Genomic DNA, 24,899 nt, shown 5'->3' on the forward strand with positions numbered 1-24,899 from the left:
GGCAAGAACGCTCCACGTGAAACCATCGCCGCCTTGTTGTTCCAAGCGGCGCGCATTGCGGCCCTGCCGGGGCGCGGCTAGCGTGCGCGGCGAGGCCACCGGGGGAGGGACGTGATGGGCGAGGACACGATGCAGGCGCCGCTGGCGGGGCTCAGGGTGGTCGAGCTGGCGCGCATTCTCGCCGGGCCATGGGCCGGGCAGGTGCTGGCCGATCTCGGCGCGGAGGTGATCAAGGTCGAGGCCCCCGAGGGCGACGACACGCGCCGCTGGGGCCCGCCATGGATCGAGTTGGAAGGCGACCGCTCGGCGGCCTATTTCCACGGCTGCAACCGCGGCAAGAAGAGCGTCACCGCCGATTTCCGCACGCCTGCGGGGCTGGCCCTCGTCCGGTCCCTGATCGAAGGGGCCGACGTGGTGATCGAGAACTTCAAGGTCGGGGGGCTGAAGAAATATGGCCTTGATTACGAAAGCCTGCGCGCCGCGAACCCGGCACTGGTCTATTGCTCGATCACCGGTTTCGGGCAGGACGGACCCTATGCCAGCCGCGCGGGCTATGATTTCCTGATCCAGGGCATGTCGGGGATCATGGACCTGACCGGCGACCCCGAGGGCGAGCCGCAGAAGATCGGCGTCGCCTTCACCGACATCTTCACCGGGCTCTATTCCGTCATCGCGATCCAGGCCGCGCTGGCGGCACGCGAGACCACCGGGCGCGGCCAGAATATCGACATGGCGCTGATGGACTGCGCCACTGGCGTGCTGGCCAATCAGGCGATGAACTTCTTCGCCACCGGCGCGGCCCCGCGCCGCTTGGGCAATGCGCATCCCAACATCGCGCCCTATCAGGTCTTCTCGGCCTCGGACGGGGACCTGATCCTCGCCGTGGGCAATGACGGGCAATTCGCCCGCGCCTGCGGCGTGCTGGGCCTGCCCGAGTTGGCGGGCGATCCGCGTTTCGCCTCGAACGGGGCGCGGGTGGCCAACCGCGCGGCGCTCACCGGGGCGCTGGGCACGGCCTTTGCCGCATGGGGCCGCGACGCCGTGCTCGCCGCGCTCGAAGCCGCGACGGTGCCCGCCGGGCCGATCAACCGCGTCGATCAGGTCTTTGCCGACCCGCAGGTGATCGCGCGTGGCCTTCGGATCGATGCGGGCGGCGTGCCGGGTCTGCGCAGCCCGATGCGCTTCTCCGAAAGCTCTCTCTCGCTCGACCGCCGCGCCCCGACGCTGGGCGAGCATGACGCGAAGGACACGCCCTGAGGCGAGGCGTCGGGCCGGGGCTGGCGCACGGGGCAGGGCGGCGGCTAGACCGGGGGCATCCCAGCGGAGAGCCCCGGATGCGCGCCCTGATCCTCGCCCTGATCCTCGCCCTGACCTTCGGTCTCACCGCTACGGTCCCGGCCTTCGCTGCGGCCGAAACGCTCGGCTGGGGGCGGGTCTTTTCCAACGACTATGCGGGCGACGGTCATGACCGCTGGCGTTCGGGGTCCTTCGCCCTGTCCATGCTGCGCGGGCAGGGCTGGGACGGCGCGCCGCCGCCCGCGCCCGATGCGATCACCGAGCTTCGGTTTCGTACAGAGGTGATCGCCCCCGCCCGCACCCGCGACGGGCGCGACGACCGGCCTTATGCCGGGCTCGTGGCCTTCGGCGCTTTTGCCCACCAGTCCTTCGGGCCTTTCGAGACCAGCCTTGGCGGCGAGGTCATCGCCATCGGTCCCTCGACCGGGGTCTCGGCGTTTCAGGAGCGCGCGCATGAGATCCTCGGCTTCGATCCACCGCGTGGCATCGGCCGGCAGCTTGGCGACGCGCTGCACCTGCATGCCCAGAGCGAGGTGGTCCGGCCGTGGCGCATGGCCCCCGGTCTGACCCTGCGGCCCTTTCTGGCCGCCGAATCCGGCTCCGAGGAGATCGCGCGCCTCGGCGTCGACGCGATCTGGGGCGGCATCGGCCATGGCGACCGGTGGCTGCGCGATCCGGTGACGGGCCAGCCCTATCGCGGCATCGAGGCCGAGACGACCGGCCTCTCGCTGGTGGTTGGTGCCGACACGGCATGGGCGGGTGACAGCGTGTTCCTGCCTAGGCGCGAGACGCGCGACCGACGCCGCGCCCGGATCGGCCTGCACTGGCAACCGCAGGCGCAAACGCGGCTGTTCTACGGGCTGAGCTGGCTGTCCGAGGAGTTCGAGGGCCAGCATGAGTCGCAGGTTCTGGGCTCCCTCAAGCTCGAATTCGGCTATTAAAGCGGGGTGGTTGACTCCGCGCCTGCGGGGGATATAAGCCGCCCGTCCCGGGTCCTCGTGTCCCGGGACTTTCATTGGTGTTGGCGGACCCCGCGAGGGGATCCCTGTCGGGAGGCGGCGCGAGCCGTCCCAGAGGACAACGCCCTTCGAGACATGGCTCTTCGGGCCGACAGAAGGAGATCAGAGAGTGACCAAACGCACCTCTGCCAAGTACAAGATCGACCGCCGCATGGGCGAAAACATCTGGGGCCGTCCGAAGTCCCCGGTGAACCGCCGCGAATACGGCCCCGGTCAGCACGGCCAGCGCCGCAAGCAGAAGCTGTCGGATTTCGGCATCCAGCTGCGCGCCAAGCAGAAGCTCAAGGGCTACTACGGCGATCTGACCGAAAAGCAGTTCCGCCGCATCTACGGCGAAGCCGAGCGCGTCAAGGGCGACACCGGTGAGAACCTCGTGGGCCTGCTCGAGCGCCGTCTCGACGCCGTGGTCTACCGCGCCAAGTTCGTGCCGACCGTCTTCGCCGCCCGCCAGTTCGTGAACCACGGCCACGTGACCGTGAACGGCAAGCGCGTGAACATCCCCTCCTACCGCGTCAAGGAAGGCGACGTCATCGCCGTCCGTGACAAGTCCAAGCAGCTCGCCGTGATCCTCGAGGCCATCCAGCTTCCCGAGCGCGACGTGCCGGACTACCTCGAGGTGGACCACTCCAAGCTGACCGCGACCTTCGTGCGCACCCCGGCGCTGGGCGACGTGCCCTACCCGGTGGTGATGGAGCCGAACCTCGTCGTCGAATTTTACGCCAAGAACTGATCCGAACAACGGATCGAGGGACGGCAGGGGCCGCGCGGGAGACCGCGCGGCCCTTTGCGCATGCGGGTGGGGCGATCCGACCATTGCCCATTCGTGAAACGCCGCCCTTCGCTGCGGCTTGGTCGTCGCGACGGCTGCGGCGGCACGTCGCTGACGGGCAGGGGCGAGTGCTGCGCATGACGCTGGAAACCATGACCGGCCCCGGCTATGGAGGCCCGGTCGACAGGAGCGCAGAGAATGACCATCACCCCGCAACCCGGCATCATGGACATCGCCCTCTACGTGGGCGGACAGAGCAGGCTCGAAGGCCATGCCAGCCCGCTCAAGCTCTCGTCCAACGAGAACCCCCACGGCACCAGCACCCGCGCGCTGGCCGCGCTGGAACGCTCGGCCGCGACGCTGCACCGCTATCCTTCGACCGACCACGCCGAACTGCGCGCCGCCATCGCCGAGATCCGCGAACTCGATGCCGAGCGCATCATCTGCGGCGTCGGCTCCGACGAGGTGCTGCAATTCCTGGCCCAATGCTATGCGGGCCCCGGTGACGAGGTAATCCACACCGAGCACGGCTTCGCCATGTATCCGATCCTCGCCCGCGCGGCCGGGGCCACCCCGATCGAGGTGCCTGAGCGCGAGCGTGTGGTCGATGTCGACGCGATCCTCGCCGCCTGCAACGATCGTACGCGCATCATCTATCTCACCAACCCCGGCAACCCGACCGGCACGATGATCCCGATCACGGAGGTCGCGCGACTGGCCGAGGCGATCCCCGATCAGGTGATCCTCGTGCTCGACGGAGCTTATGTGGAGTTCGCCGAAGACTACGATGGCGGCGCCAAGTTGGTGGAGACGCGCGACAACGTCGTGATGACCCGCACCTTCTCCAAGATCCACGGCCTCGGCGGCCTCCGGATCGGCTGGGGCTATGGCCCACGCGCGATCATCGACGTGCTCAACCGCGTGCGGCAGCCCTTCAACCTCTCCAGCACCCAGCTCTCGGTGGCCGAGGCCGCGATCCGCGACGAGGGCTTCACCGAGCATTGCCGGGCCGAGAACGCGCGGCTGCGCGGCTGGCTGCGCGACAAGCTCTTGGGCCTTGGTATCGCCTGCGACGAGAGCCACGCCAACTACGTGCTGGCACGTTTCGCCGACGAGGCCGAGGCCGGGGCTTGCGACGACGCCTTGCGCGCGGAAGGCATTCTCGTGCGCCGTGTCGACGGCTACGGCCTTCCGCAGGCGCTGCGCATCACCGTGGGCGACGAAGCAGGCTGCACGCGCGTGATCGACGCCATCGCCCGCTTCAAGGGCGCGGCATGAGCGCGCCGGTCTATGACCGCGTCGCACTGATCGGGCTTGGCCTCATCGCCTCGTCGATGGCGCATGCGATGCGTCGCGCGGGCCTCGCGAGCGAGATCACCGGCCATGCCCGATCGGCCGAGACCCGCGCCGTTGCGCGCGAGATCGGCCTCGTCGACCGGGTCTGCGAGACGGCGGCCGAGGCCGCGGAGGGTGCCGATCTGGTGGTGCTCTGCGTGCCAGTGGGTGCGATGGGCGCCGTGGCCAAGGAGATCGCGCCCGTGCTGAAGCCCGGCGCCACGATTTCGGACGTGGGATCGGTCAAGAAGTCGGTGATCGAAGCCGTCGCGCCGCACATCCCCGAAGGCGTGCATTTCATCCCCGCCCATCCGCTCGCGGGGACCGAACATTCGGGGCCGCGTTCGGGTTTTGCCGAGCTTTTCGACAACCGCTGGTGCCTGATCGTGCCAGCCACGCCGGACACCGATTCCGGGGCCACGGCGCGGCTTTCGGCGCTTTGGGAAGGCATGGGCGCGCATGTCGACGTGATGGATGCCGATCACCACGACCTCGTCCTCGCCGTAACCAGCCACACGCCGCACCTCATCGCCTACACCATGGTCGGCGTCGCCGACGACCTGCGCCGCGTGACCGACAGCGAGGTCATCAAGTATTCCGCCGCGGGTTTTCGCGACTTCACCCGCATCGCCGCCTCGGACCCGACCATGTGGCGCGACGTGTTCCTCACCAACAAGGAGGCGACGCTCGAAATCCTCGGGCGCTTCACCGAGGAGCTGTTCGCCCTGCAGCGCGCCATCCGCACCGGCGACGGCGATCATCTGCATGACTACTTCACCCGCACCCGAGCGATCCGTCGCGGCATCATCGAGGCGGGGCAGGACACTGCGGCCCCGGATTTCGGCCGGGGCGCATCGCGCGCCGAAAAATCGGAGGGCCGGGGATGAGCCGGGCCGGCTGGCCGCTGGCTGCGCTGCTTCTGGCATGGCCCGTGGTCCTGCCGGCGCAGGATCTGGCGCCCGAAACCGCCACCCGTCCCGTGGGCCGCGCCGCCGAGACCGTTTCCGAGATCCCGGCCGATGCGCCGGCTGAGATCCCTGTCGCCGAGCTCGCCGGGGCGACGGGCCAACCGCTGACCGTCTCGCGGCCCCGCGCGCGCCTCGCCTCGACAGCGGCCCCGGCCTCGGTGCCGGCGGACGCGCCCAAACCGGTCCCCCCCGCCGCTGTCATCGCCAGCGCCTCGCCGGAGGCGGTTTCCACCGCCTCGCGCCCCGAAGAGCGCCCCGCCGCTATCGCCGCGTCGCTGGCCCGGTCGCAAGCCGTCTCGGCCCCCGCCGCCCGCACGCCGCCGCCCGCCGACGCGGCGGGGGCCTTGTGCGGCGTGCCGGGGCTCGAAGGCGCGCGCATCGCCCCGGTCAACGGGGCGGGGGCCTGCGGCATCGAGGCCCCGGTCCGCATTACGGCGGTGCATGGCGTGAAGGTCCTGCCGGTGGCGGTGGTCGATTGCGACACGGCGCGGGCCTTGGCCGAATGGGTTGGCCAGTCGGCCAAGCCGGCCTTGTCGGCCACCGGCGGCGGCCTTGCCGTGCTGCGCACCGCCGGAAGCTATGTCTGCCGCTCGCGCAACAACGAACAAGGCGCGCAGCTCTCCGAACACGCTTTCGGCCGCGCCATCGACATCACCGCGCTGGGCCTGCGCGACGGGCGTCAGGTCTCGGTGCAGTCGGACTGGAACAGCCGTGGCGCGGGGCCGGCGCTGCGCGATCTGCACAAGGCCGCCTGCGGTCCCTTCGGTACCGTGCTCGGCCCCGACGCCAACGCGGCGCATCGGGACCATTTCCACTTCGATACCGCCTCGAACCGAAGCCCCTACTGCCGTTAGCGCAACAGGGGCGCAGGCCCCAGCGGGATGAAGCCGAGCCGCATCATCCCGTTCGCGAAGGTGATCGGCGCGCTGAGCACGTCGCCTTGGGCCATCGTGCCCAGCGCGCCGCGCAGCAGCGAGGATTCGGCCAGCGGCACGCGCGCTTGCGCCGCGAGATCGAGAAGCGTCTCCCAACCGGTGATCTCCAGCAACACCTCGCCTTCGGGCACGCCGTCGGCGCCGACCTGCAAGGCGCCATTGCCCCGCGCCCTCACCGGGCCCCAGTCGAGCGACAGGTCACTCAGGTCGATGCTTTTGATGCGCGAAGGCGCGCCCGAAAGCGTCAGCGGCGCGTCGAACCCCAGTTCCGCGTCGAGGGTCAGCGCCGCGATCTCGGCAGGCAGGCGGCCCGACGGGTCCCACGCCGCGCGCCACATCTGCGGCACTGCGACATCGGTCGCCTTGGCATAGGCATCATAGCCGTTCACGCCGCCGCTTGCGCGCAGCGCCGCCAGCAAGCTGGCCACGCGGGTCTCCCAGCCTTGCGACGAGGCGACCGCGAGATCCCCGGCCTCGGCGGTGAATTCAGTGAGGGGGAGCGTCTCGCCGATCTCCACCGCGCCAGAGGCGCGCGGCCCCGCGACGGTGATGTCGAGGTCCTGACCCGGGATCGAGACGCGGTGTGTCTCGTCCGCCGCGAGGATCAGCCGGTTCGGCTGATAGCTTTGCGCGACGACCCTGAGCCGCGGGCTCTGCCAGCCGAAGACGCCGTCGGGCGACACCAGCGACAGCTCGCGCAGATCCAGATCGAACCGGTAGGGAAAGCCTTCCGTGCCATCGGTGGCGTAATCGACCTGCCAGCCCGCTACCCGCAACTCCTGCGTCAGCTCTGCGAGCCGCGCGTCGACGGCGCGGCTGCCCCAGAACCACCAGCCGCCGAAGGCCAGCGCGAGAAGCGCCACGAGGATGAGGATGAATCGCATGTATCTAGGCCCTTTCGCCCGCTCAGGATCGGGTATCTACAGGGGGGCAGCTAGGAGGGCCAGCATGACCGACCAGACTGGGCTTTGGGTTTTCGGCTACGGATCGCTTCTGTGGAATCCGGGATTCACGCCGCGCGAAGTGGTGGTGGCCCGGCTCGACGGCTGGCACCGCAGCTTCTGCATGTCGTCGATCCACCATCGGGGCACGCCGGAGACGCCGGGCCTCGTGCTGGCGCTCGACCGTGCGCTGGGGTCGGTCTGCACCGGTCTGGCGCTGCGCGCGCCCGAGGCCGAGACTGAAACGGTGATTGCCATGCTGCGCGAACGCGAACTGGTCTCTTCGGCCTATATCGAGACGCACCAGCCTCTGGCGCTCACCGATGGGCGGGTGGTCGAGGCGCTGACCTACGTGATCGACCCCGCGCATGAGCAATACGTCTCGCTCGATCTCGAAACCCAGGCGCGGCGCATCGCGGGGGCGGTGGGCGGGCGCGGGCCCAATGACGAATACCTCTTCAACACCTCCGCGCATCTGACCGAGATGGGCGTGCATGACCCGGATCTCGACTGGCTGGTCGAGCGGGTGAAGACGCTGCGCGCGGGCAGTTGAGAGGCGGCGCCGCCACAGGACGCCGCGCTGCCGTGAAAGGCCATTGGCCTCCTGCCGCCGCGATCCTTATGGTTCACACGTCACAACCACGAGGACATGGCCCCGCATGAGGCAGCCAGAGGCGAAACCGCAATTCTCCCAACCGGTCCGGCAGATCCTGTCGATGCTGCTGGCGCTGGGCCTGGTCGCGGCCGGGCTGGTGCTGGGCTGGGACGTGCTGCGCGGCATCTTCCTGTCGAACCCCTGGCTCAACAGCGCCATCTCGGCCTTCTTCGTGCTGGGCGTGCTGGCCTGCTTCTGGCAGGTGATCGCGCTCATCCGCTCGGTCGGCTGGATCGAGACCTTCGCGCGCCATCCACAGGGCATCGGCCCCGCGCCGGGGCTGCTCCTGCCGCTGGCGACACTGCTGCGCTCGCGCGGGCTGCGGCGGCACATCTCGCCCGACAGCGCCCGCTCGATCCTCGAATCGGTGGCCCAGCGCATCGACGAAGAGCGCGAGATCACGCGCTACCTCGCGAGCACGCTGATCTTCCTCGGCCTGCTCGGAACGTTCTACGGCCTCGCCACCACGGTGCCGGCCCTCGTCGAGACGATCCGCTCGCTCAACCCCGCCGAGGGCGAAAGCGGCAGCGCGATCTTCGGGCGGCTGCAACAGGGGCTCGAGACCCAGCTCGGCGGCATGGGCACGGCGTTCTCCTCCTCGCTGCTGGGCCTCGCGGGGTCGCTCGTGGTTGGGCTTCTGGAGCTTTTCGCCACGCATGGCCAGAACCGGTTCTACCGCGAGCTTGAGGAATGGCTCTCGACCATCACCCGGCTCGGCTATGCATCAGGCGACGAACATGCGGGCCAAGGCGGCGACAGCGGGATCCTGGCGCAGATGGTCGAACATCTGGGCGCGCGGATGGAGGGGCTGAGTGCCGCCGTCGGCGCCACGCAGGAGGCGCGGCGCGACGGCGAGGCCCGGATCGCGGCGCTGACCGACACGCTGACGCGGATCGCCGAACGCATGGACCCCGAAGGCGAGCGGGCCGCGCTCGAACGCATCGCGGAGGGGCAGGAGCGGGTGCACGAGGCGCTGGTCCGCGCCGCCGAGGGTGGCAATGATAGCGAGACGCGGATGCGCCTGCGCAACATGGACGTGCAGCTTCTGCGCATTCTCGAGGAGATCTCCGCCGGGCGTCAGGAGATGCTGGTCGAGCTGCGCACCGATCTCTCGGGGCTGAGCCGGGTGCTGCGCGAGGCCAACCACCCCGGCGGCCTGCGCGCCACGCGCGGCCATCCGGATCTTTGATCCATGGGCCTCAAGCGCCGCAACTCCAACCGCTTCCAGTCTTCGATCTGGCCGGGCTTCGTCGATGCGATGACCGGCCTGCTTCTGGTGCTGATGTTCGTGCTGACGATTTTCACGGTGATGCAATTCGTGCTGCGCGACACCATCACCGGACAGGAGAGCGAACTCGACGCCTTGGGCGAGGAGGTCGAGCGGCTCGGCGTGGCGCTCGGTTTCGAACGGTCGCGCGCCGCCGAGCGTGACACCGAGATCAGCGGGCTCAGCGACGAGCTGGCGCAGGCACGCGCGCAGGCCGAGGCGCAACTCGACCGGATCGCGACGCTCTCGGCCGAGCGCGCGGCGCAGGACGAGGCGCTCGAAGGCGCACGGACGCAAATCACCGATTTCGAGGCGCGGGTCGCGGCACTTCTGGCCGATCGCGCCGAGGCGCGCGACCGGGTCGCCAGGCTCGAACAGGACCTGGAGACCACCCGCGAACGCGCGGGCGAGGCCGAGGGCGCGCGCGACGCGGCGAACCTCGCGCTGGCCACCGCGCGCGACCAAATCGACGCGCAGGCCGAGGCGGCGCGGTTGGCGGCAGCGCGACGCGAGGCGCTGGAGGCGCTGGTCGCCGATTTGGAGACCGGGGCCGAGGCCGCCGCCGAGACGATCGCGGCGCTCGAGGGCGAAAGGGACGAAGACGCCGAACAGATCACCGCACTCGAGGCCGAGCGGTTGGCCGATGCCGCCGCCGCCGAACGGTTGCGCGACCGGCTCGAGAACGCGGATGCCGAGCTGTCTGCGATGACGCTGACGCTTGAGGAAAAGCGGCGCGAGGCCGAGGAGACGCTGACGCTTCTGGCCGCTGCCGAGGCCGCGCGCGACGATCTCGACCGGGCGCTTGCCGAGGCGGTCCTTGCCCGCTCCGAGAGCCAGAACGCACTCACCCGCGCGCTGCGCAGCGGCGAAGGGCTCGACGCCCGACTCGCCGCCGCGCTCGATCTGGCGCAGCAGACCGAAACCGAACTGGAGGAGGCCCGCGCGGCATTGGTGCAGGCCGAGGCGGAGACCGAGGATCTTTCGACCCGTCTTGCCGCCGCACTGGCCGCCCGCGAGGCGGGCGAGGCGGATCTCGACGCGGTGCGGGCCGAATTGGAGGCGGCGCTGGCGGCGGGCGAGACCACGCAGGCCGAGCTGCAATCGCGGCTCGCCGCCGCGGTGCTCGACCGCGACGCGGCTCGCGCCGAGGCCGAGGCCGCACGCGCCGCCGGAGAAGAGGCCGAGCGCGGCCGAGCCGATCTTGCCGACCGTCTGGCGGCGGCGATCTCGGCGCGCGAGGCCGCCGAAACCCGCGCCGAGACCCTGTCGCAGGATCGCAGCGAGACCGAGCAGGAGCGGGCAGAGATCGAATCGCGTCTGGCGCAGGCCTTGGCCGATCTTGTCGCCGCGCGCGATGAGGCGGAGCGGCAAGGCAGCGAGGCCGAGCGCCGCGCGGCGCTCCTTGCCACGGCCCGGGCCGCGTTGTCGGACGAGGAGGGCGCCTCGGCCGAGGCGCAGCGCCGCATGGCCGCGCTCAACGCGCAGGTCGCGGCGTTGCGCGAGGACTTGGCCGAACTGCGCAGCCTGCTCGGGCGGGCCGAAACCACCGAAGCCGTGGCCGAGGCCGAGATCGAGGATCTGGGTCGGCAGCTCACCACCGCGCTGGCCCGCGCCGCCGCAGAGGAGCGGCGGCGACGCGAACTGGAGGAGGATGAGCGCCTCAGGCTTCAGGAGGAGGCCGAACGCCTCGCCGCCGAGGCGGAGAACCTCGAGCGGTATCGCTCGAACTTCTTCGGCGAGCTGCGTGGCATGCTCGAAGGACAGGAAGGCGTGCGCATCGCGGGCGACCGCTTCGTGTTCTCCTCGGAGGTTCTGTTCGGGCAGGGAGAGGCGACGCTGTCGGAGGCGGGCAAGGCCGAGATCGCCAAGGTGGCCGCGCTGCTGCGTCGGATCGCCGCGGAGATCCCGCCCGGCATCGACTGGGTGATCCGGGTCGATGGTCACACCGACGACATCCCGATCCGGGGCGGTGGCCGCTACAGGGACAACTGGGAGCTGAGCCAAGCCCGCGCGCTTTCAGTCGTGCGCTACATGAGCGAGGAGGAGGGCATCCCGCCCGGCCGCCTCGCCGCCAACGGCTTTGGCGAATACCAGCCGCTCGACCCGGGGGACACGGCGCAGGCGCGCGCGCGCAACCGGCGGATCGAGCTGAAGCTGACCGAGCGGTGAAGGGTCATTCATCCATGTCGAGCGGCACCTGGCGTTCGTCCAGCATTTCGCCGGCGCGGATCAGGGCGATCCGCCCCTCATAGCTCCCATCGGTCCAGCCGCCTTCCGGCGCGCGGCGTCCGCTGGCGCGAAACAGCTGCGCCTGCGTCTTGTCGAGCAGCACCTCGTTATCGACCACGACACCGTCGGGCCCCGTCACCGTGAGCCGCATCACATCGCCCTCGCGGCCGCCGAAGGCATAGCCCCAGAGCACCAGCGGCGTGTCGGTCGTGACCTCGGCTACGACCTCCCCGGCCTGAATATCGAACCAGTCGGGCACCCCGGCGGCAAACCCCGCATCGAGCAGCCCGCCCGGCAGGTAGGCCAGCGGCGCTTCCCACAGCGTGTCGGCGGGCGCGGCATCGCCGCAGGTGGCGGTGTCCTCGGGATCGAAGGGGTCGATTTCCTCTCCATCCTTGCGCACTGAAAGATGCAGATGTGGAAACTGGCTCTGTCCCGAAAGCCCGACCGCGCCCAGCCGCGTGCCCGCCTCCACGCGATCGCCCTGCGCCACCGCGATCGAGCCACGCGCCATATGGCAGTACTGCGTCTCCCAGCCGCCCTCGTGGCTGATAGTGACGCCGTTGCCGCAATCGCGCCCCTCCAGCTCCGGCGCGCCGTCCCAGCCTTGCAGGATGTCGGGCATCTCGTCACGCAGCCCCAGCACCACGCCGGGAGCGGCGGCGAGGACGTCGACCCCTTCGCGTTGCCGCGCGATCGTTGGCAGCCGGAAATCGGTGCCCTTGTGCGTGTCGTAGCTCAGAGGACCGCAGGTGAAATCGGCGGCCTCGGGGCCGGGATCGGCATCGACATAGTTCTGGATCACGCAGTCCTCGCCGGGAGTGCAGTCGATCGGCAGGGCGAGGCGGAAGGGCGCCTCCTGCGCGAGGATCGCGGTAGGAGCCAAGGCAAGGGCGAAGGCGAAACGGGACATGTGGCGCTCCTTTGAAGCGGGACGACGGGCCGTGGGGCCGGGGCAGGGTGGTGCGGGACAGGGGGGGGAACCAGAACCTGCGGGGGACCGCACCGGGTCGTGACAAACGAAACGCGCGGCCCCGGGAGGGGGCCGCGCGGCGATCATTGCGTTTCCGTCGAAGTACCGGCTCAGTCGGCAGTGAGCAGCGGCGGGCGGTTGCCGGACAGCCGCTTGGCCCCCGGCTCTTCGAAGCTGAGCACGATCTTGTCATCCTTGACCCCGACCTTCACGAGGCCGCCCTTGGTCAGCTGACCGAACAGAAGCTCCTCGGCGAGCGGCTTTTTGATGTGCTCTTGGATCACACGGCCCAACGGACGCGCGCCCATCTTCTCGTCATAGCCCTTCTCGGCCAGCCACGCGCCCGCTTCGCGGGTGAGTTCGATATGGACGTTGCGGTCCATGAGCTGCGCCTCGAGTTGCAACACGAACTTCTCGACCACCGAGATGATCGTTTCGCGCGCCAGCGGCGCGAAGGAGATTACCGCATCGAGACGATTGCGGAATTCGGGCGTGAAGGTCCGCTCGATCGCGGCCGTGTCCTCGCCCTCGCGCCGCGCCCGGCCAAAGCCGATCGCCTCCTTGGCCTGCTCCGCGGCTCCGGCGTTCGAGGTCATGATTAGAATCACGTTGCGGAAATCCACAGCCCTACCGTTGTGATCGGTCAGCTTGCCGTGGTCCATCACCTGCAGGAGGATGTTGAACACGTCCGGATGCGCCTTCTCGATCTCGTCGAGCAGCAGCACGCAATGCGGATGCTGGTCGACGCCGTCGGTCAGCAGGCCACCCTGATCAAAGCCGACATAGCCCGGAGGCGCACCGATCAAGCGAGAGACCGCGTGCTTCTCCATGTATTCCGACATGTCGAAGCGCAGCATCTCGACGCCGAGCGTGGAGGCGAGCTGCTTGGCCACCTCGGTCTTGCCGACGCCGGTGGGGCCGGCGAAGAGGTAGTTGCCGATCGGCTTTTCCGGCTCGCGCAGGCCGGCGCGGGCCAGCTTGATCGCCGAGGACAGGGCCGTGATCGCGTCGTCCTGCCCGAACACCACGCGCTTGAGCGCGGGTTCGAGATCCTTGAGCACCTCGGCGTCGTCCTTGGAGACGTTCTTGGGCGGGATGCGGGCGATCTTGGCGATGACGGCCTCGATTTCCTTGGCGCCGATGGTCTTGCGCCGCTTGCTCTCGGTCACGAGATGCTGCGCGGCACCGGCCTCGTCGATCACGTCGATCGCCTTGTCGGGCAGCTTGCGGTCGTTGATGTAGCGGGCCGACAGTTCCACCGCCATCTTGATCGCGTCGGCGGTGTACTTGATCTGGTGGTGATCCTCGAAATAGGGCTTGAGGCCCTTGAGGATCTTCACCGCATCCTCGACCGAAGGCTCGTTCACGTCGATCTTCTGGAACCGGCGCGACAGGGCGCGGTCCTTCTCGAAGTGCTGGCGGAACTCCTTGTAGGTGGTCGAGCCCATGCAGCGCAGCTTGCCGCCCTGAAGCGCGGGCTTCAGCAGGTTGGAGGCGTCCATCGCGCCGCCAGAGGTGGCGCCCGCACCGATCACGGTGTGAATCTCGTCGATGAAGAGCACCGCGTCGGGGTGGTTCTCCATCTCGGTCATCACCGCCTTGAGCCGCTCTTCGAAATCGCCGCGATAGCGGGTACCGGCCAGAAGCGCGCCCATGTCGAGGCTATAGATCGTGGCCTCGGAGAGCACCTCGGGCACCGCGCCCTCAACGATCTTCCAGGCGAGGCCCTCGGCGATGGCGGTCTTGCCGACACCGGGATCGCCCACCAGCAGCGGGTTGTTCTTGCGACGGCGGCACAGCACCTGGATACAGCGCTCGACCTCATGCTCGCGACCGATCAGCGGATCGACGTCGCCCTTGCGCGATTTGGCATTGAGATCGACGCAGTATTTCGCCAGCGCGCTGTCCTTTTCCTCGCTCGACCCACCGGCCGAAGCGGTCTCGCCCTCGTCGTCCTTTTCGGTGGCGCCGGTGATGGGACGGCTTTCGCCGAAGGCCGGGTCCTTGGCCTGCCCATGCGCGATGAAGTTGACCGCATCGTAGCGGGTCATGTCCTGCTCTTGCAGGAAATAGGCGGCATTGCTCTCGCGCTCGGCAAAGATCGCGACGAGCACGTTGGCGCCGGTAACCTCGGTGCGGCCCGAGGATTGAACATGGATCGCGGCGCGCTGGATCACGCGCTGGAATGCGGCGGTGGGCACGGCTTCGGAGCCGTCCACGTCGGTGACGAGGGTGGAGAGATCATCCTCGATGAAATCCTCGAGCGACTTGCGCAGCTCTTCGAGATCGACGGCGCAGGCACGCATTACGCGCGCGGCGTCGGGCTCCTCGATCAAGGCCAGCAGCAGGTGCTCGAGGGTCGCGAGTTCGTGGCGGCGGGCATTGGCCAGAGCCAGCGCCGCATGGATGGACTGCTCGAGAGTGGTCGAAAAAGACGGCACGATGATGTGCTCCTCTGATCGGGGGTCCGGGCGGTAGGTAGCCCCGCCATGACCGTGGCCTCTGTAGTTAAAGATCGGGTTTATCGGCCGCGCTTCAAGTTAAAACATGCAAAAACACCCCCCGAAGGGCCGCTACGTCACGGAGCTGTGTTCTTTGCATGTCTCCGGCTTCGGTTCCGTGACACCCCTGCCGCGAAATGGATCAGAAGCGATCCTTCCTGCGCCGTATTTCCGCAAAGACCTCTGCCGCGGGCTCACCTTCGAGGCTCATCGCCCGTTGCAGCTCGGGCAGGTCGGCGCGCAGGAAGGGGTTCGTCGCGCGTTCCTCCGAGAGCTGCGAAGGCACCGTCGCATGGCCTTCGGCGCGCGCCTTGTCGATCGCATGGGCGCGGTCGCGCAGTGCGGCGTTGTCCGGCTCGATGGTCAGGGCGAAGCGGGCGTTGGTCTGGGTGTATTCGTGCCCCGAGCAGATCAGCGTGTGACCTGGCAGGTCACGCAGGCGGCGCAGCGAATCCCACATCTGCTCGGCGCTGCCCTCGAAAAGCCGCCCGCAGCCCATCGCCATCAGGCTGTCGGCGGTGAAGGCCATCTCGCTTCGCGGCAGGTGGAATGCGACATGGCCCAGCGTGTGGCCCGGCACGTCGATCACCTCGACCGGCTCGTTCAACACCTCGATCACCTCGCCCGGCGCGACCGCGAGGTCGAGCGGCGGCAGGCGATGCGCGTCGGCGCGCGCGCCGATCACCCGTGCCTCACCGCGCAGTTCGGCCAGTCCCGCGACATGGTCGTTGTGGTGATGCGTGATCAAAATGTCCGAGAGCGTCCAGCCATGCGCGTCGAGCGCGGCGCGAATGGGCGCGGCCTCTGGCGCGTCGACGAGAGCGGTGCGTCCGCTCTGCGCATCATGCAGCAGATAGGCATAGTTGTCCGAGAGGCACGCGACGGTGAGAAGTTCGAGAGGCATGGCGGCACCCGTGGTTTGGTTGCTATGGTAACACGAAGCTAGACCTATGGCCGTCACCGGCCCGTGATTTCTGACCCAAGGACCGCAGGCCTTCAATGCATCTGGACGTGCTCGACCTGCGCAACTTCTATTATCGCAGCGCGCTGGGCCGCGCGGCCCAGAAGGTGATCCGCGACCAGCTGGTCGAATGGTGGCCGGTTTCGCATGTGCAGGGGCAGACGGTGGTGGGCTATGGCTTTGCCGTGCCGCTTCTGCGCCCCTATCTGCCCGATGCGCGGCGGGTGATCGGGCTGATGCCGGGGCCCCAGGGCGTGATGCCCTGGCCCGCGGGGCAGCCCAACGTCTCGGTCCTGTGCGAGGAGACGCTCTGGCCGTTGCGCACCGGGCAGGCGGACCGGCTGGTGCTGATGCACGGGCTCGAGACCTCCGAGCATGCGGGCGCGCTTCTGGAGGAGTGTTGGCGCAGCCTCGGTCCGGGGGGGCGGGCGGTGTTCGTAGTCCCAAACCGCGCGGGCCTGTGGTCGCGCTCGGACGCCACGCCCTTTGGCTATGGCCGCCCTTATTCTCTGGGCCAGCTCGAAGCGCAGCTGCGCCGGCACCGCTTCGTCACCGAGCGGGCAATCTCGGCGCTGTACCGACCGCCGAGCCTGCGGCGCGGCTGGCGACGCTCGGCGGCGTTTCTCGAAAGAGCGGGTCGCCACATGCCGATCCTCAACGCGGGCGGCGTGCTGATGATCGAGGCCTCCAAGCAGGTGACGGCGCCCAGTCGTCCGGGGCTGACCTCGGCGGTCAAGCGCCCCTTGCGCGTGCTCGAGGGGATCGGCGCGCCGGTGCCCGAGCCGTCGCGCCGACGCTGAGCCGGACTGCGCGCGCCAAGCCCTTTGGCGCATGGGCAAATTGTCACACCCCCCGCCTCCCTGCGACCATGAGCCGGGAGGGGGGCATCGCGGGTCTCAAGGCGGTTGCGACACCCGAACCGCTCTGCTACATCGCCCCTGATTTTGACGGCCTTCGCCCGCGCGAGGGCCTTGCAAGCTGCCCGACCGCCGCCTGTCTTCTCAAGGCGCGGGATCGCCGGGCCCAAGACTGCGGAAGGGTGGACGTGTCCGAACCAGCATCGATCTCAACCGGCATTGCCCAGCGCTATGCCACGGCCGTGTTCGACCTGGCGCGGGAAGGCGATGATCTCGCCGCCCTGACGTCGGATGTCGACGCGCTGCGGGCCGCGCTGTCCGAAAGCGCGGAGTTCCGCGACCTGATCTCCTCGCCGGTCTATAGCCGCGACGACCAGGGCCGGGCCATTGCCGCGATCGCCCAGAAGATGGGGCTGACCGGGACCACCACCAACGTGCTGGGGCTCATGGCCTCCAAGCGCCGCCTCTTCGTGCTGCCGCAGATGCTGCGCGCGCTCGATGAGAAGCTGGCCGAGGCGCGCGGCGAGGTGACCGCCGACGTGACCACCGCCAAGGCGCTCAGCGACAAGCAGAAGACCGCGCTGGCCGCCGCTCTCAAGCAGAGCGCGGGCCGCGAGGTGAAGATCAATCAGACCGTGGATGAAAGCCTCATCGGCGGTCTCGTCGTCAAGCTGGGCTCGAAGATGATCGACACCTCGATCCGCTCGAAGCTCCAGGCACTCCAGAACACCATGAAAGAGGTCGGATAATGGCGATCCAAGCTGCGGAAATCTCCGCGATCCTGAAGGACCAGATCAAGAATTTCGGCCAGGAGGCCGAGGTCGCCGAGGTCGGTCGCGTGCTCTCCGTCGGTGACGGCATCGCCCGTGTCCACGGCCTCGACAACGTCCAAGCCGGCGAGATGGTCGAGTTTCCCGGCGGCATCCAGGGCATGGCGCTGAACCTCGAGACCGACAACGTCGGCTGCGTGATCTTCGGCTCCGACCGCGACATCAAGGAAGGTGACGTCGTCAAGCGCACCAACTCGATCGTGGACGTGCCCGCCGGCATGGGCCTTCTGGGCCGCGTCGTGGACGGCCTTGGCAACCCGCTCGACGGCAAGGGTCCGATCGACTCGACCGAGCGCCGCGTCGCCGACGTCAAGGCGCCGGGAATCATCCCGCGCAAATCCGTGCACGAGCCGATGCCGACCGGCCTCAAGTCGATCGACGCCATGATCCCGATCGGCCGTGGCCAGCGCGAGCTGATCATCGGCGACCGCCAGACCGGCAAGACCGCCGTGGCGCTCGACACCGTGCTCAACCAGAAGAGCTACAACGACGCCGCAGGCTCCGACGAGAGCAAGAAGCTCTACTGCATCTACGTCGCGATCGGCCAGAAGCGTTCGACCGTGGCGCAGCTGGTGAAGAAGCTCGAAGAAACCGGCGCGATCGAATATTCGATCGTCGTGGCGGCCACTGCCTCCGACCCGGCCCCGATGCAGTTCCTGGCTCCCTATGCCGCGACCGCCATGGCCGAGTATTTCCGTGACAACGGCAAGCACGCGCTCATCATCTATGATGACCTGTCCAAGCAGGCCGTGTCGTACCGCCAGATGTCGCTGCTGCTGCGCCGCCCGCCGGGCCGCGAAGCCTATCCGGGCGACGTGTTCTACCTCCACTCGCGCCTGCTCGAGCGTTCGGCCAAGCTCAACGAGGATCACGGCGCCGGTTCGCTGACCGCGCTGCCGATCATCGAAACGCAAGGCGGCGACGTGTCGGCCTTCATCCCGACCAACGTGATCTCGATCACCGACGGCCAGATCTTCCTCGAGACCGAACTGTTCTACCAGGGCATCCGTCCCGCGGTGAACACCGGCCTCTCGGTGTCGCGCGTCGGCTCCTCGGCCCAGACCAACTCGATGAAGTCGGTCGCCGGCCCGGTGAAGCTCGAGCTCGCCCAGTATCGCGAGATGGCCGCTTTCGCGCAGTTCGGCTCCGACCTCGACGCCTCGACCCAGCAGCTGCTGAACCGTGGCGCGCGGCTGACCGAACTGATGAAGCAGCCGCAGTACTCGCCGCTGACCAACGCCGAGATCGTCTGCGTGATCTTCGCGGGCACCCAGGGCTATCTCGACAAGATCGCCGTCAAGAATGTCGGTCGCTTCGAGCAAGGTCTCCTGAAGCACCTGCGCACCAATGATCGCGAGCTGCTCGACTGGATCACCAACGAGGACCCGAAGATCAAGGGCGATGCCGAGGCGCGTATCCGCAAGTCGATCGATGCGTTCGCCAAGGACTTCGCCTGAAACCAGCCACGGACTTAGGGAGGCTGGCCGATGCCTAGTCTGAAGGACCTCAAGAACCGGATCGCGTCGGTCAAATCGACCCGCAAGATCACCAAGGCGATGCAGATGGTCGCGGCGGCAAAGCTCCGTCGCGCCCAGGACGCCGCCGAAGCGGCGCGGCCCTATGCCGAGCGGTTCGACGCCGTGATGGCCGGGCTCGCCTCGTCCGTGGGCGGCTCCGACGGTGCGCCCCGCCTGCTTGCCGGAACCGGCAAGCAGGACGTGCATCTGCTCGTCGTCATGACCGCCGAGCGCGGGCTCTGCGGCGGCTTCAACGGCTCGATCGCGCGCAAGGCGCGGATCCGGGCCAGCGAGCTGCTGGCGCAGGGAAAGACGGTGAAGATCCTCACCGTCGGCAAGAAGGGCCGCGAGATGCTGCGCCGCGATTACGGCCAGTACTTCGTGGGTCACGTCGACCTCACGGACGTCAAGCGCGTGGGCTATGCCAATGCGCAGGACATCGCGCGCGACGTGCTCGGACGCTTCGACGCGGACGAGTTCGACGTGGCGACGATCTTCTACGCGCGGTTCCAGAACGTGATCACCCAGATCCCGACCGCGCAGCAGATCATCCCGGCCCATTTCGAGGGCGGGGAGGAGGCCGACACGGCGCTTTACGACTACGAACCCGGCGAGGAGGAGATCCTCGCGGATCTGCTGCCGCGCGGCGTGGCGACGCAGATCTTCGCGGCGCTGCTCGAGAACGCGGCCTCCGAACAGGGCGCCCGGATGAGCGCGATGGACAACGCGACCCGCAACGCGGGCGAGATGATCGACAAGCTGACGATCGAGTACAACCGATCCCGTCAGGCGGTCATCACCAACGAGCTGATCGAAATCATTTCGGGCGCCGAAGCGCTCTAAAGAGAGAACCGGAGTACAACACATGGCAGCAGCACAAGGCAAAGTGACCCAGGTCATCGGCGCCGTCGTGGACGTGCAGTTCGGGGATCACCTTCCGGAGATCCTCAACGCCCTGACCACGGAAAACAACGGCAAGAAGCTGGTTCTCGAAGTGGCCCAGCACCTTGGCGAAAACACCGTCCGCACCATCGCGATGGACGCGACCGAGGGTCTCGTCCGCGGTGCGGCCGTGCTCGACACCGGCAAGCCGATCTCGGTGCCCGTGGGCAACGCGACGCTGGGGCGCATCCTCAACGTCATCGGCGAGCCGATCGACGAGAAGGGCCCGGTCGAGGCGACCGAGACCCGTCCGATCCATGCCGACGCGCCGACTTTCGCCGAGCAGTCGACCTCCTCGGAGATCCTCGTCACCGGCATCAAGGTGATCGACCTGCTCGCCCCCTACGCCAAGGGCGGCAAGATCGGCCTGTTCGGCGGCGCCGGGGTGGGCAAGACCGTGCTCATCATGGAGCTGATCAACAACATCGCCAAGGTGCACTCGGGCTATTCCGTGTTCGCCGGGGTGGGCGAGCGGACCCGTGAGGGCAACGACCTCTACCACGAGATGATCGAATCCAACGTCATCAAGCCCGACGCGCTTGGCGAGAGCCAGGTGGCCCTCGTCTACGGCCAGATGAACGAGCCGCCGGGTGCGCGTGCCCGCGTCGCCCTGACCGGCCTGACTTTGGCCGAGCAGTTCCGCGACCAGTCCGGCACCGACGTGCTGTTCTTCGTCGACAACATCTTCCGCTTCACCCAGGCGGGTTCCGAGGTGTCGGCGCTTCTGGGCCGCATCCCCTCGGCCGTGGGCTACCAGCCGACGCTGGCCACCGACATGGGCGCGCTGCAGGAGCGGATCACCTCGACCAAGAACGGCTCGATCACGTCCGTGCAGGCGATCTACGTGCCCGCCGACGACCTGACCGACCCGGCGCCGGCGACCTCGTTCGCGCACCTCGACGCGACCACGGTTCTCAACCGCGCGATCTCCGAACTCGGCATCTACCCCGCCGTGGACCCGCTCGACTCGACCTCGCGCCTGATGGACCCCTCCGTCGTGGGCGAAGAGCACTACCAGGTGGCACGTGACGTGCAGGGCATCCTGCAGCGCTACAAGTCGCTTCAGGACATCATCGCCATCCTCGGGATGGACGAACTGTCGGAAGAGGACAAGCTGACCGTGGCCCGCGCCCGGAAGATCCAGCGCTTCCTGTCGCAGCCCTTCGACGTGGCCAAGGTGTTCACGGGTTCGGACGGCGTTCAGGTGCCGCTCGAGGAGACCATCTCCTCGTTCAAGGCGGTGGTTGCCGGTGAGTACGACCACCTGCCCGAATCGGCCTTCTACATGGTCGGTGGCATCGAGGACGTGAAGGCCAAGGCCGAGAAAATGGCCGCCGCGGCGGCCTGATAGGAGGGCTTCATGGCCGACACGCTGCAATTCGACCTGGTCAGCCCGGAACGGAAGCTCGCTTCCGTGACGGCGACCGAGGTGCGCATTCCGGGCACCGATGGTGACCTGACGGCGATGGCGGGCCACACGCCCACCATCACCACCCTGCGGCCCGGCCTGTTGCAGGTCGTGCATCAGGGCGGTACCGATGACTATGTGATCTCCGGTGGTTTTGCCGAGATCGGCCCCGATAGCGTCTCCGTGCTGGCCGAGCGCGCGCATCCGCGCGGAGAGGTCACGCAGGAGGTCTATGAGGGGATGGTCGAGGAGTTCGCCTCGGCGCATCGCGACGCGCAGACCAGGTTCGAGAACGAGCCGGGTCCGGTGGACGATACGGCGAAGCTTCTCGCCGACATGGTCGCCGTTGGCACGCATATCGGGCTCGATCCGAAACAGTCCAATTTCTGAGAAATTGGAGCGCTTCGACACAAAGGCCCCGCATTCGCGGGGCCTTTGGCGTTATGGGGGAAGGGTGCGATGATGCAGCATATCCAAGGAAATTTCGGCATCGACCAAGGCGAGGTGATGCCGTTTTCGCATTTCGAGAATGACGGGCCGATGTGGTCAGGCACGGGAGAGCGCGAGGTTTGTCACAGGGTCACTTTCGCCGTGCCCTTCGCGCGGCCGCCCGTCGTGCATGTCAGCGTCACCATGTGGGATCTGGCGGCGGAAGTGGCGGCGCGGCTCGATATCCGATCGCAGAAGATCGATCAGGAAGGGTTTACGCTCAGGGCCGGAACATGGAGCGACAGCCGGATCGCTCGGTTGCGCGTGTCGTGGCTAGCCTTCGGCGCCTGCCGGGACGACGATATGTGGGAGATCGGCTGACCGAAGCGTCGCGCCAAACCTGGATCAGGCGAGGTTCCGGTGCGGACCCATGCGATGCAGTGCCCTGAGCGCCGGCACGAGGAACACGAAGGCCAGAGCCGAGATGGGGCCCGAGGCAATCCACAGGGCCAACCCGCTGAGAAGCGGCAAGGCCCCTGTCGCGACCGAAATCACGGCGACGGCAAACCCGACAAGGCTCCCGAGAAGAATGAAGATCGTGCCCATGTGCTTCCTCCTGCGCTGTTCCTCGACCTTCGCGGCTGATTCCGGCAGCAATGTGGCCGAGAAACGCTGTGTCGGTGATCATAGCGTGGCTAAGCTTGCACGGGAATAAATAGACAGGTCTAGACAACTGGAGAGCACAGCGTGACGAAAACGCCCCGGATGCGGCTGCATCCGGGGCGTAAATCCTCTGCGCCGGAGCGCGAAGGGATCAGGCGAGCTTCAGGTTGATCGCCGATTCGCGGCCGTCGCGGCCGGATTCGATGTCGAAGCTGACTTTCTGGTCGTCACGCAGGCCGGTGAGGCCCGAACGCTCGACGGCCGAGATGTGGACGAAAACGTCCTTGCTGCCGCCATCGGGAGCAATGAAGCCGAAGCCTTTGGTGGTGTTGAACCATTTCACGGTGCCAGTGGCCATCGTGTGATCTCCTGTCATGCGCTGCCCACGAAACTGCGGCAGCCCGGCTTGGTCAGTGTCGCATCGAGAGAACTGCAGCCAGTGACGGAGAACAGTGGTCGAGGGAATAACGTTCGCAAGGGGCCGTATGGGGCCGCGCGGTCGCGATGGCAAGATATTTCGCCATGCCCGATGCGACTGGCGGATCACCGCCGAACGGCGATCGTGGCCCGGCCATGACGACCGCCCGCAACCCAAAATGAGAGGCCAGGGCCGAATCGGTCGCCGCCGCGAGGCCGGTCGGGGCGCCGAGCGCGCAGCCCGACCGGGGAGGGCGGGGGGCTTGCCCCGACCCGTTATCTCAGCGGGTGAACTTCTTGAACTTGACCCGCTTGGGTTCCAGCGCGTCGGCCCCGAGGCGGCGCTTCTTGTCCTCCTCGTAATCGGCGAAGTTGCCTTGGAACCATTCGACATGCGCCTCGCCCTCGAAGGCGAGGATGTGGGTGCAGATCCGGTCGAGGAAGAAGCGGTCGTGGCTGATCACCACGGCGCAGCCCGCGAAATCCACGAGCGCGTCCTCGAGTGCACGCAGCGTCTCGACGTCGAGGTCGTTGGTCGGCTCGTCGAGGAGCAGCACGTTGCCGCCATCCTTCAAAAGCCGCGCCATGTGCACGCGGTTACGCTCGCCGCCCGAGAGCAGGCTCACCTTCTTCTGCTGGTCGCCGCCCTTGAAGTTGAAGGCCCCACAATAGGCGCGGGAGTTCATCGAAGCGTCGCCAAGCTCGATCACCTCGGCGCCGCCCGAGATCGCCTCCCAGACGGTGGCGTTGGGCTCCAGATCGTCGCGGCTCTGGTCGACATAGGAAAGCTTGACCGTGTCGCCATACTCGATGCTGCCCTCGTCGGGCTGTTCCTGCCCGGTCAGCATCTTGAACAGGGTCGATTTGCCGGCACCGTTGGGGCCGATCACGCCGACGATGCCGCCCGGCGGCAGCGAGAATTCCAGATCTTCGATCAGAAGCTTGTCGCCCATCGCCTTCTTGAGGCCTTCGACCTCGATCACCTTGCCGCCCAGACGCGGGCCGTTGGGGATCACGATCTGCGCCTTGCCGACGCGCTCGCGCTCGGACTGGCTCGCCAGCTCGTTATAGGCGGTGATGCGGGCCTTGGACTTGGCCTGACGGGCCTTCTGGCCCTGGCGCATCCATTCGAGTTCGCGCTGCAGCGTGTTCTGCTTGGACTTGTCCTCGCGCGCCTCCTGCTCCAGCCGCTTGGCCTTCTGCTCGAGCCAGGACGAATAGTTGCCCTCGTAGGGGATGCCCCGGCCGCGATCGAGCTCGAGGATCCACGAGGTGATGTCGTCGAGGAAGTAGCGGTCGTGGGTCACGACGAGGATCGTGCCCTTGTATTCGATCAGGTGGTTCTGCAGCCAGGCGATCGTCTCGGCGTCGAGGTGGTTGGTCGGCTCGTCGAGGAGCAGCATCTCGGGCGCTTCGAGCAGCAGCTTGCACAGCGCCACGCGGCGCGCCTCGCCACCCGAAAGGGTGGTGACGTCGGCGTCGTCGGGCGGACAGCGCAGCGCTTCCATGGCGACATCGATCTGCGCGTCGAGATCCCACAGGTTCTGCGCGTCGATATCGTCCTGAAGCTGCGCCATCTCTTCGGCGGTCTCGTCCGAGTAGTTCATGGCCAGATCATTGTAGCGATCGAGCACCGCCTTCTTGGCGGCGACGCCTTCCATCACGTTCTCGCGGACGGTCTTGGTCTCGTCGAGCTTGGGCTCCTGCGGCAAGTAGCCGACGCGCGCACCCTCGGCGGCCCAGGCCTCGCCCTGAAAATCCTTGTCGATCCCGGCCATGATCTTGAGCAGGGTGGACTTACCCGCGCCGTTGACGCCGACCACGCCGATCTTCACGCCGGGCAGGAAGTTCAGCCGGATGTTCTCGAATGTCTTCTTGCCGCCGGGATAGGTCTTGGAGACACCATCCATGTGATAGACGTACTGGTAGCTGGCCATCGGGGCTCTCCTGTCTGCGATCGGCCCCCCTCATACGCCCGGCGACGCCG

General features: G+C 67.8%; 23 protein-coding genes. 16 read left to right on the forward strand and 7 right to left on the reverse strand.

Features of this window, described 5'->3' with window-relative positions:
• The first annotated feature begins 129 nt into the window (after window positions 1–129).
• From ACJASC_RS03500 to ACJASC_RS03525, 6 genes are all read left to right on the forward strand, one after another.
• Window positions 130–1,257 carry a CaiB/BaiF CoA transferase family protein gene (locus ACJASC_RS03500; RefSeq protein ID WP_415143907.1) on the forward strand — a complete coding sequence of 376 codons (1,128 nt, stop codon included), beginning with the start codon at window positions 130–132 and terminating at the stop codon, window positions 1,255–1,257.
• A gap of 77 nt (window positions 1,258–1,334) precedes the next feature.
• Entirely contained in the window at window positions 1,335–2,237 is a 903-nt protein-coding gene (locus tag ACJASC_RS03505; protein WP_415143582.1) for a lipid A-modifier LpxR family protein, read from the forward strand.
• Between the two features lie 187 nt (window positions 2,238–2,424).
• Window positions 2,425–3,045 carry a 30S ribosomal protein S4 gene (gene rpsD / locus ACJASC_RS03510; protein ID WP_021694020.1) on the forward strand — a complete coding sequence of 207 codons (621 nt, stop codon included), beginning with the start codon at window positions 2,425–2,427 and terminating at the stop codon, window positions 3,043–3,045.
• A gap of 237 nt (window positions 3,046–3,282) precedes the next feature.
• Entirely contained in the window at window positions 3,283–4,362 is a 1,080-nt protein-coding gene (gene hisC, locus ACJASC_RS03515; RefSeq protein WP_415143586.1) for a histidinol-phosphate transaminase, read from the forward strand.
• Window positions 4,359–5,306, forward strand: coding sequence for a prephenate/arogenate dehydrogenase family protein (locus tag ACJASC_RS03520; protein WP_415143588.1), 948 nt, complete (start codon window positions 4,359–4,361; stop codon window positions 5,304–5,306). Before hisC ends, ACJASC_RS03520 begins: the two co-directional genes overlap by 4 nt.
• Window positions 5,303–6,241: an extensin-like domain-containing protein gene (locus tag ACJASC_RS03525; protein ID WP_415143590.1), complete on the forward strand. Its 939-nt coding sequence runs from the start codon at window positions 5,303–5,305 to the stop codon at window positions 6,239–6,241. Before ACJASC_RS03520 ends, ACJASC_RS03525 begins: the two co-directional genes overlap by 4 nt.
• Here ACJASC_RS03525 and ACJASC_RS03530 read toward each other — a convergent pair.
• Window positions 6,238–7,206 carry a DUF2125 domain-containing protein gene (locus ACJASC_RS03530; RefSeq protein WP_415143592.1) on the reverse strand — a complete coding sequence of 323 codons (969 nt, stop codon included), beginning with the start codon at window positions 7,204–7,206 and terminating at the stop codon, window positions 6,238–6,240. The two genes, ACJASC_RS03525 and ACJASC_RS03530, sit on opposite strands and share 4 nt — an antisense overlap.
• Window positions 7,207–7,270: 64 nt before the next feature.
• On the opposite strand from ACJASC_RS03530, the gene ACJASC_RS03535 reads away from it, so the two are divergent.
• The 3 genes from ACJASC_RS03535 to ACJASC_RS03545 all read left to right on the forward strand — a co-directional run bounded on the left by ACJASC_RS03535 (window position 7,271) and on the right by ACJASC_RS03545 (window position 11,354).
• A complete protein-coding gene (locus tag ACJASC_RS03535) occupies window positions 7,271–7,816 on the forward strand; it encodes a gamma-glutamylcyclotransferase (protein ID WP_415143594.1) in 546 nt (181 codons plus the stop codon).
• A gap of 106 nt (window positions 7,817–7,922) precedes the next feature.
• Window positions 7,923–9,107, forward strand: coding sequence for a biopolymer transporter ExbB (locus ACJASC_RS03540; protein ID WP_415143596.1), 1,185 nt, complete (start codon window positions 7,923–7,925; stop codon window positions 9,105–9,107).
• 3 nt (window positions 9,108–9,110) lie between these two features.
• On the forward strand, window positions 9,111–11,354 hold the full coding sequence (locus tag ACJASC_RS03545; RefSeq protein ID WP_415143598.1) for a peptidoglycan -binding protein: 2,244 nt from the start codon (window positions 9,111–9,113) through the stop codon (window positions 11,352–11,354).
• Between the two features lie 4 nt (window positions 11,355–11,358).
• On the opposite strand, the gene ACJASC_RS03550 is transcribed toward ACJASC_RS03545, so the two are convergent.
• From ACJASC_RS03550 to gloB, 3 genes are all read right to left on the reverse strand, one after another.
• Window positions 11,359–12,327: a M23 family metallopeptidase gene (locus ACJASC_RS03550; RefSeq protein WP_415143600.1), complete on the reverse strand. Its 969-nt coding sequence runs from the start codon at window positions 12,325–12,327 to the stop codon at window positions 11,359–11,361.
• A gap of 170 nt (window positions 12,328–12,497) precedes the next feature.
• A complete protein-coding gene (gene clpA, locus ACJASC_RS03555) occupies window positions 12,498–14,828 on the reverse strand; it encodes an ATP-dependent Clp protease ATP-binding subunit ClpA (protein ID WP_415143602.1) in 2,331 nt (776 codons plus the stop codon).
• Window positions 14,829–15,030: 202 nt separating this feature from the next.
• Window positions 15,031–15,792: a hydroxyacylglutathione hydrolase gene (gene gloB / locus ACJASC_RS03560; RefSeq protein ID WP_415143604.1), complete on the reverse strand. Its 762-nt coding sequence runs from the start codon at window positions 15,790–15,792 to the stop codon at window positions 15,031–15,033.
• A gap of 95 nt (window positions 15,793–15,887) precedes the next feature.
• Here gloB and ACJASC_RS03565 point away from each other — a divergent pair, with 95 nt between their 5' ends.
• From ACJASC_RS03565 to ACJASC_RS03595, 7 genes are all read left to right on the forward strand, one after another.
• Complete coding sequence (locus ACJASC_RS03565; protein ID WP_415143606.1) at window positions 15,888–16,649, forward strand: methyltransferase domain-containing protein; 762 nt, start codon at window positions 15,888–15,890, stop codon at window positions 16,647–16,649.
• Between the two features lie 239 nt (window positions 16,650–16,888).
• Window positions 16,889–17,455: a F0F1 ATP synthase subunit delta gene (locus ACJASC_RS03570; RefSeq protein WP_021693410.1), complete on the forward strand. Its 567-nt coding sequence runs from the start codon at window positions 16,889–16,891 to the stop codon at window positions 17,453–17,455.
• Window positions 17,455–18,993, forward strand: a complete 1,539-nt coding sequence (gene atpA, locus ACJASC_RS03575) for a F0F1 ATP synthase subunit alpha (protein WP_021693409.1) — start codon at window positions 17,455–17,457, stop codon at window positions 18,991–18,993. The genes ACJASC_RS03570 and atpA overlap by 1 nt, the downstream gene beginning before the upstream one ends.
• Before the next feature lie 30 nt (window positions 18,994–19,023).
• On the forward strand, window positions 19,024–19,896 hold the full coding sequence (locus ACJASC_RS03580) for a F0F1 ATP synthase subunit gamma (protein ID WP_021693408.1): 873 nt from the start codon (window positions 19,024–19,026) through the stop codon (window positions 19,894–19,896).
• 22 nt (window positions 19,897–19,918) lie between these two features.
• Entirely contained in the window at window positions 19,919–21,343 is a 1,425-nt protein-coding gene (gene atpD / locus ACJASC_RS03585; protein ID WP_021693407.1) for a F0F1 ATP synthase subunit beta, read from the forward strand.
• 12 nt (window positions 21,344–21,355) lie between these two features.
• On the forward strand, window positions 21,356–21,793 hold the full coding sequence (locus ACJASC_RS03590; RefSeq protein ID WP_021693406.1) for a F0F1 ATP synthase subunit epsilon: 438 nt from the start codon (window positions 21,356–21,358) through the stop codon (window positions 21,791–21,793).
• 72 nt (window positions 21,794–21,865) lie between these two features.
• Window positions 21,866–22,213 carry an H-type lectin domain-containing protein gene (locus ACJASC_RS03595; protein ID WP_415143609.1) on the forward strand — a complete coding sequence of 116 codons (348 nt, stop codon included), beginning with the start codon at window positions 21,866–21,868 and terminating at the stop codon, window positions 22,211–22,213.
• Between the two features lie 24 nt (window positions 22,214–22,237).
• Here ACJASC_RS03595 and ACJASC_RS03600 read toward each other — a convergent pair whose 3' ends face one another.
• The 3 genes from ACJASC_RS03600 to ettA all read right to left on the reverse strand — a co-directional run bounded on the left by ACJASC_RS03600 (window position 22,238) and on the right by ettA (window position 24,849).
• The gene (locus ACJASC_RS03600) at window positions 22,238–22,438 is read right to left on the reverse strand and encodes a hypothetical protein (RefSeq protein ID WP_021693404.1); all 201 of its coding nucleotides are present in this window, start codon (window positions 22,436–22,438) and stop codon (window positions 22,238–22,240) included.
• Between the two features lie 208 nt (window positions 22,439–22,646).
• On the reverse strand, window positions 22,647–22,853 hold the full coding sequence (locus ACJASC_RS03605; RefSeq protein WP_021693403.1) for a cold-shock protein: 207 nt from the start codon (window positions 22,851–22,853) through the stop codon (window positions 22,647–22,649).
• Window positions 22,854–23,193: 340 nt separating this feature from the next.
• Window positions 23,194–24,849: an energy-dependent translational throttle protein EttA gene (gene ettA / locus ACJASC_RS03610; RefSeq protein ID WP_415143612.1), complete on the reverse strand. Its 1,656-nt coding sequence runs from the start codon at window positions 24,847–24,849 to the stop codon at window positions 23,194–23,196.
• Window positions 24,850–24,899 lie beyond the last annotated feature (50 nt).

Source organism: Limimaricola cinnabarinus, from assembly GCF_047631075.1.
Lineage (GTDB): Bacteria > Pseudomonadota > Alphaproteobacteria > Rhodobacterales > Rhodobacteraceae > Limimaricola > Limimaricola cinnabarinus.

Bases quoted from the DNA above. Each gene is read 5' to 3' on its own strand.
- ACJASC_RS03500 (WP_415143907.1), top strand. From the start codon at position 130: ATGCAGGCGCCGCTGGCGGGGCTCAGGGTGGTCGAGCTGGCGCGCATT.
- ACJASC_RS03505 (WP_415143582.1), top strand. From the start codon at position 1,335: ATGCGCGCCCTGATCCTCGCCCTGATCCTCGCCCTGACCTTCGGTCTC.
- hisC (WP_415143586.1), top strand. From the start codon at position 3,283: ATGACCATCACCCCGCAACCCGGCATCATGGACATCGCCCTCTACGTG.
- ACJASC_RS03520 (WP_415143588.1), top strand. From the start codon at position 4,359: ATGAGCGCGCCGGTCTATGACCGCGTCGCACTGATCGGGCTTGGCCTC.
- ACJASC_RS03525 (WP_415143590.1), top strand. From the start codon at position 5,303: ATGAGCCGGGCCGGCTGGCCGCTGGCTGCGCTGCTTCTGGCATGGCCC.
- ACJASC_RS03530 (WP_415143592.1), bottom strand. From the start codon at position 7,206: ATGCGATTCATCCTCATCCTCGTGGCGCTTCTCGCGCTGGCCTTCGGC.
- ACJASC_RS03535 (WP_415143594.1), top strand. From the start codon at position 7,271: ATGACCGACCAGACTGGGCTTTGGGTTTTCGGCTACGGATCGCTTCTG.
- ACJASC_RS03540 (WP_415143596.1), top strand. From the start codon at position 7,923: ATGAGGCAGCCAGAGGCGAAACCGCAATTCTCCCAACCGGTCCGGCAG.
- ACJASC_RS03545 (WP_415143598.1), top strand. From the start codon at position 9,111: ATGGGCCTCAAGCGCCGCAACTCCAACCGCTTCCAGTCTTCGATCTGG.
- ACJASC_RS03550 (WP_415143600.1), bottom strand. From the start codon at position 12,327: ATGTCCCGTTTCGCCTTCGCCCTTGCCTTGGCTCCTACCGCGATCCTC.
- gloB (WP_415143604.1), bottom strand. From the start codon at position 15,792: ATGCCTCTCGAACTTCTCACCGTCGCGTGCCTCTCGGACAACTATGCC.
- ACJASC_RS03565 (WP_415143606.1), top strand. From the start codon at position 15,888: ATGCATCTGGACGTGCTCGACCTGCGCAACTTCTATTATCGCAGCGCG.
- atpA (WP_021693409.1), top strand. From the start codon at position 17,455: ATGGCGATCCAAGCTGCGGAAATCTCCGCGATCCTGAAGGACCAGATC.
- ACJASC_RS03580 (WP_021693408.1), top strand. From the start codon at position 19,024: ATGCCTAGTCTGAAGGACCTCAAGAACCGGATCGCGTCGGTCAAATCG.
- atpD (WP_021693407.1), top strand. From the start codon at position 19,919: ATGGCAGCAGCACAAGGCAAAGTGACCCAGGTCATCGGCGCCGTCGTG.
- ACJASC_RS03590 (WP_021693406.1), top strand. From the start codon at position 21,356: ATGGCCGACACGCTGCAATTCGACCTGGTCAGCCCGGAACGGAAGCTC.
- ACJASC_RS03595 (WP_415143609.1), top strand. From the start codon at position 21,866: ATGCAGCATATCCAAGGAAATTTCGGCATCGACCAAGGCGAGGTGATG.
- ACJASC_RS03600 (WP_021693404.1), bottom strand. From the start codon at position 22,438: ATGGGCACGATCTTCATTCTTCTCGGGAGCCTTGTCGGGTTTGCCGTC.
- ACJASC_RS03605 (WP_021693403.1), bottom strand. From the start codon at position 22,853: ATGGCCACTGGCACCGTGAAATGGTTCAACACCACCAAAGGCTTCGGC.
- ettA (WP_415143612.1), bottom strand. From the start codon at position 24,849: ATGGCCAGCTACCAGTACGTCTATCACATGGATGGTGTCTCCAAGACC.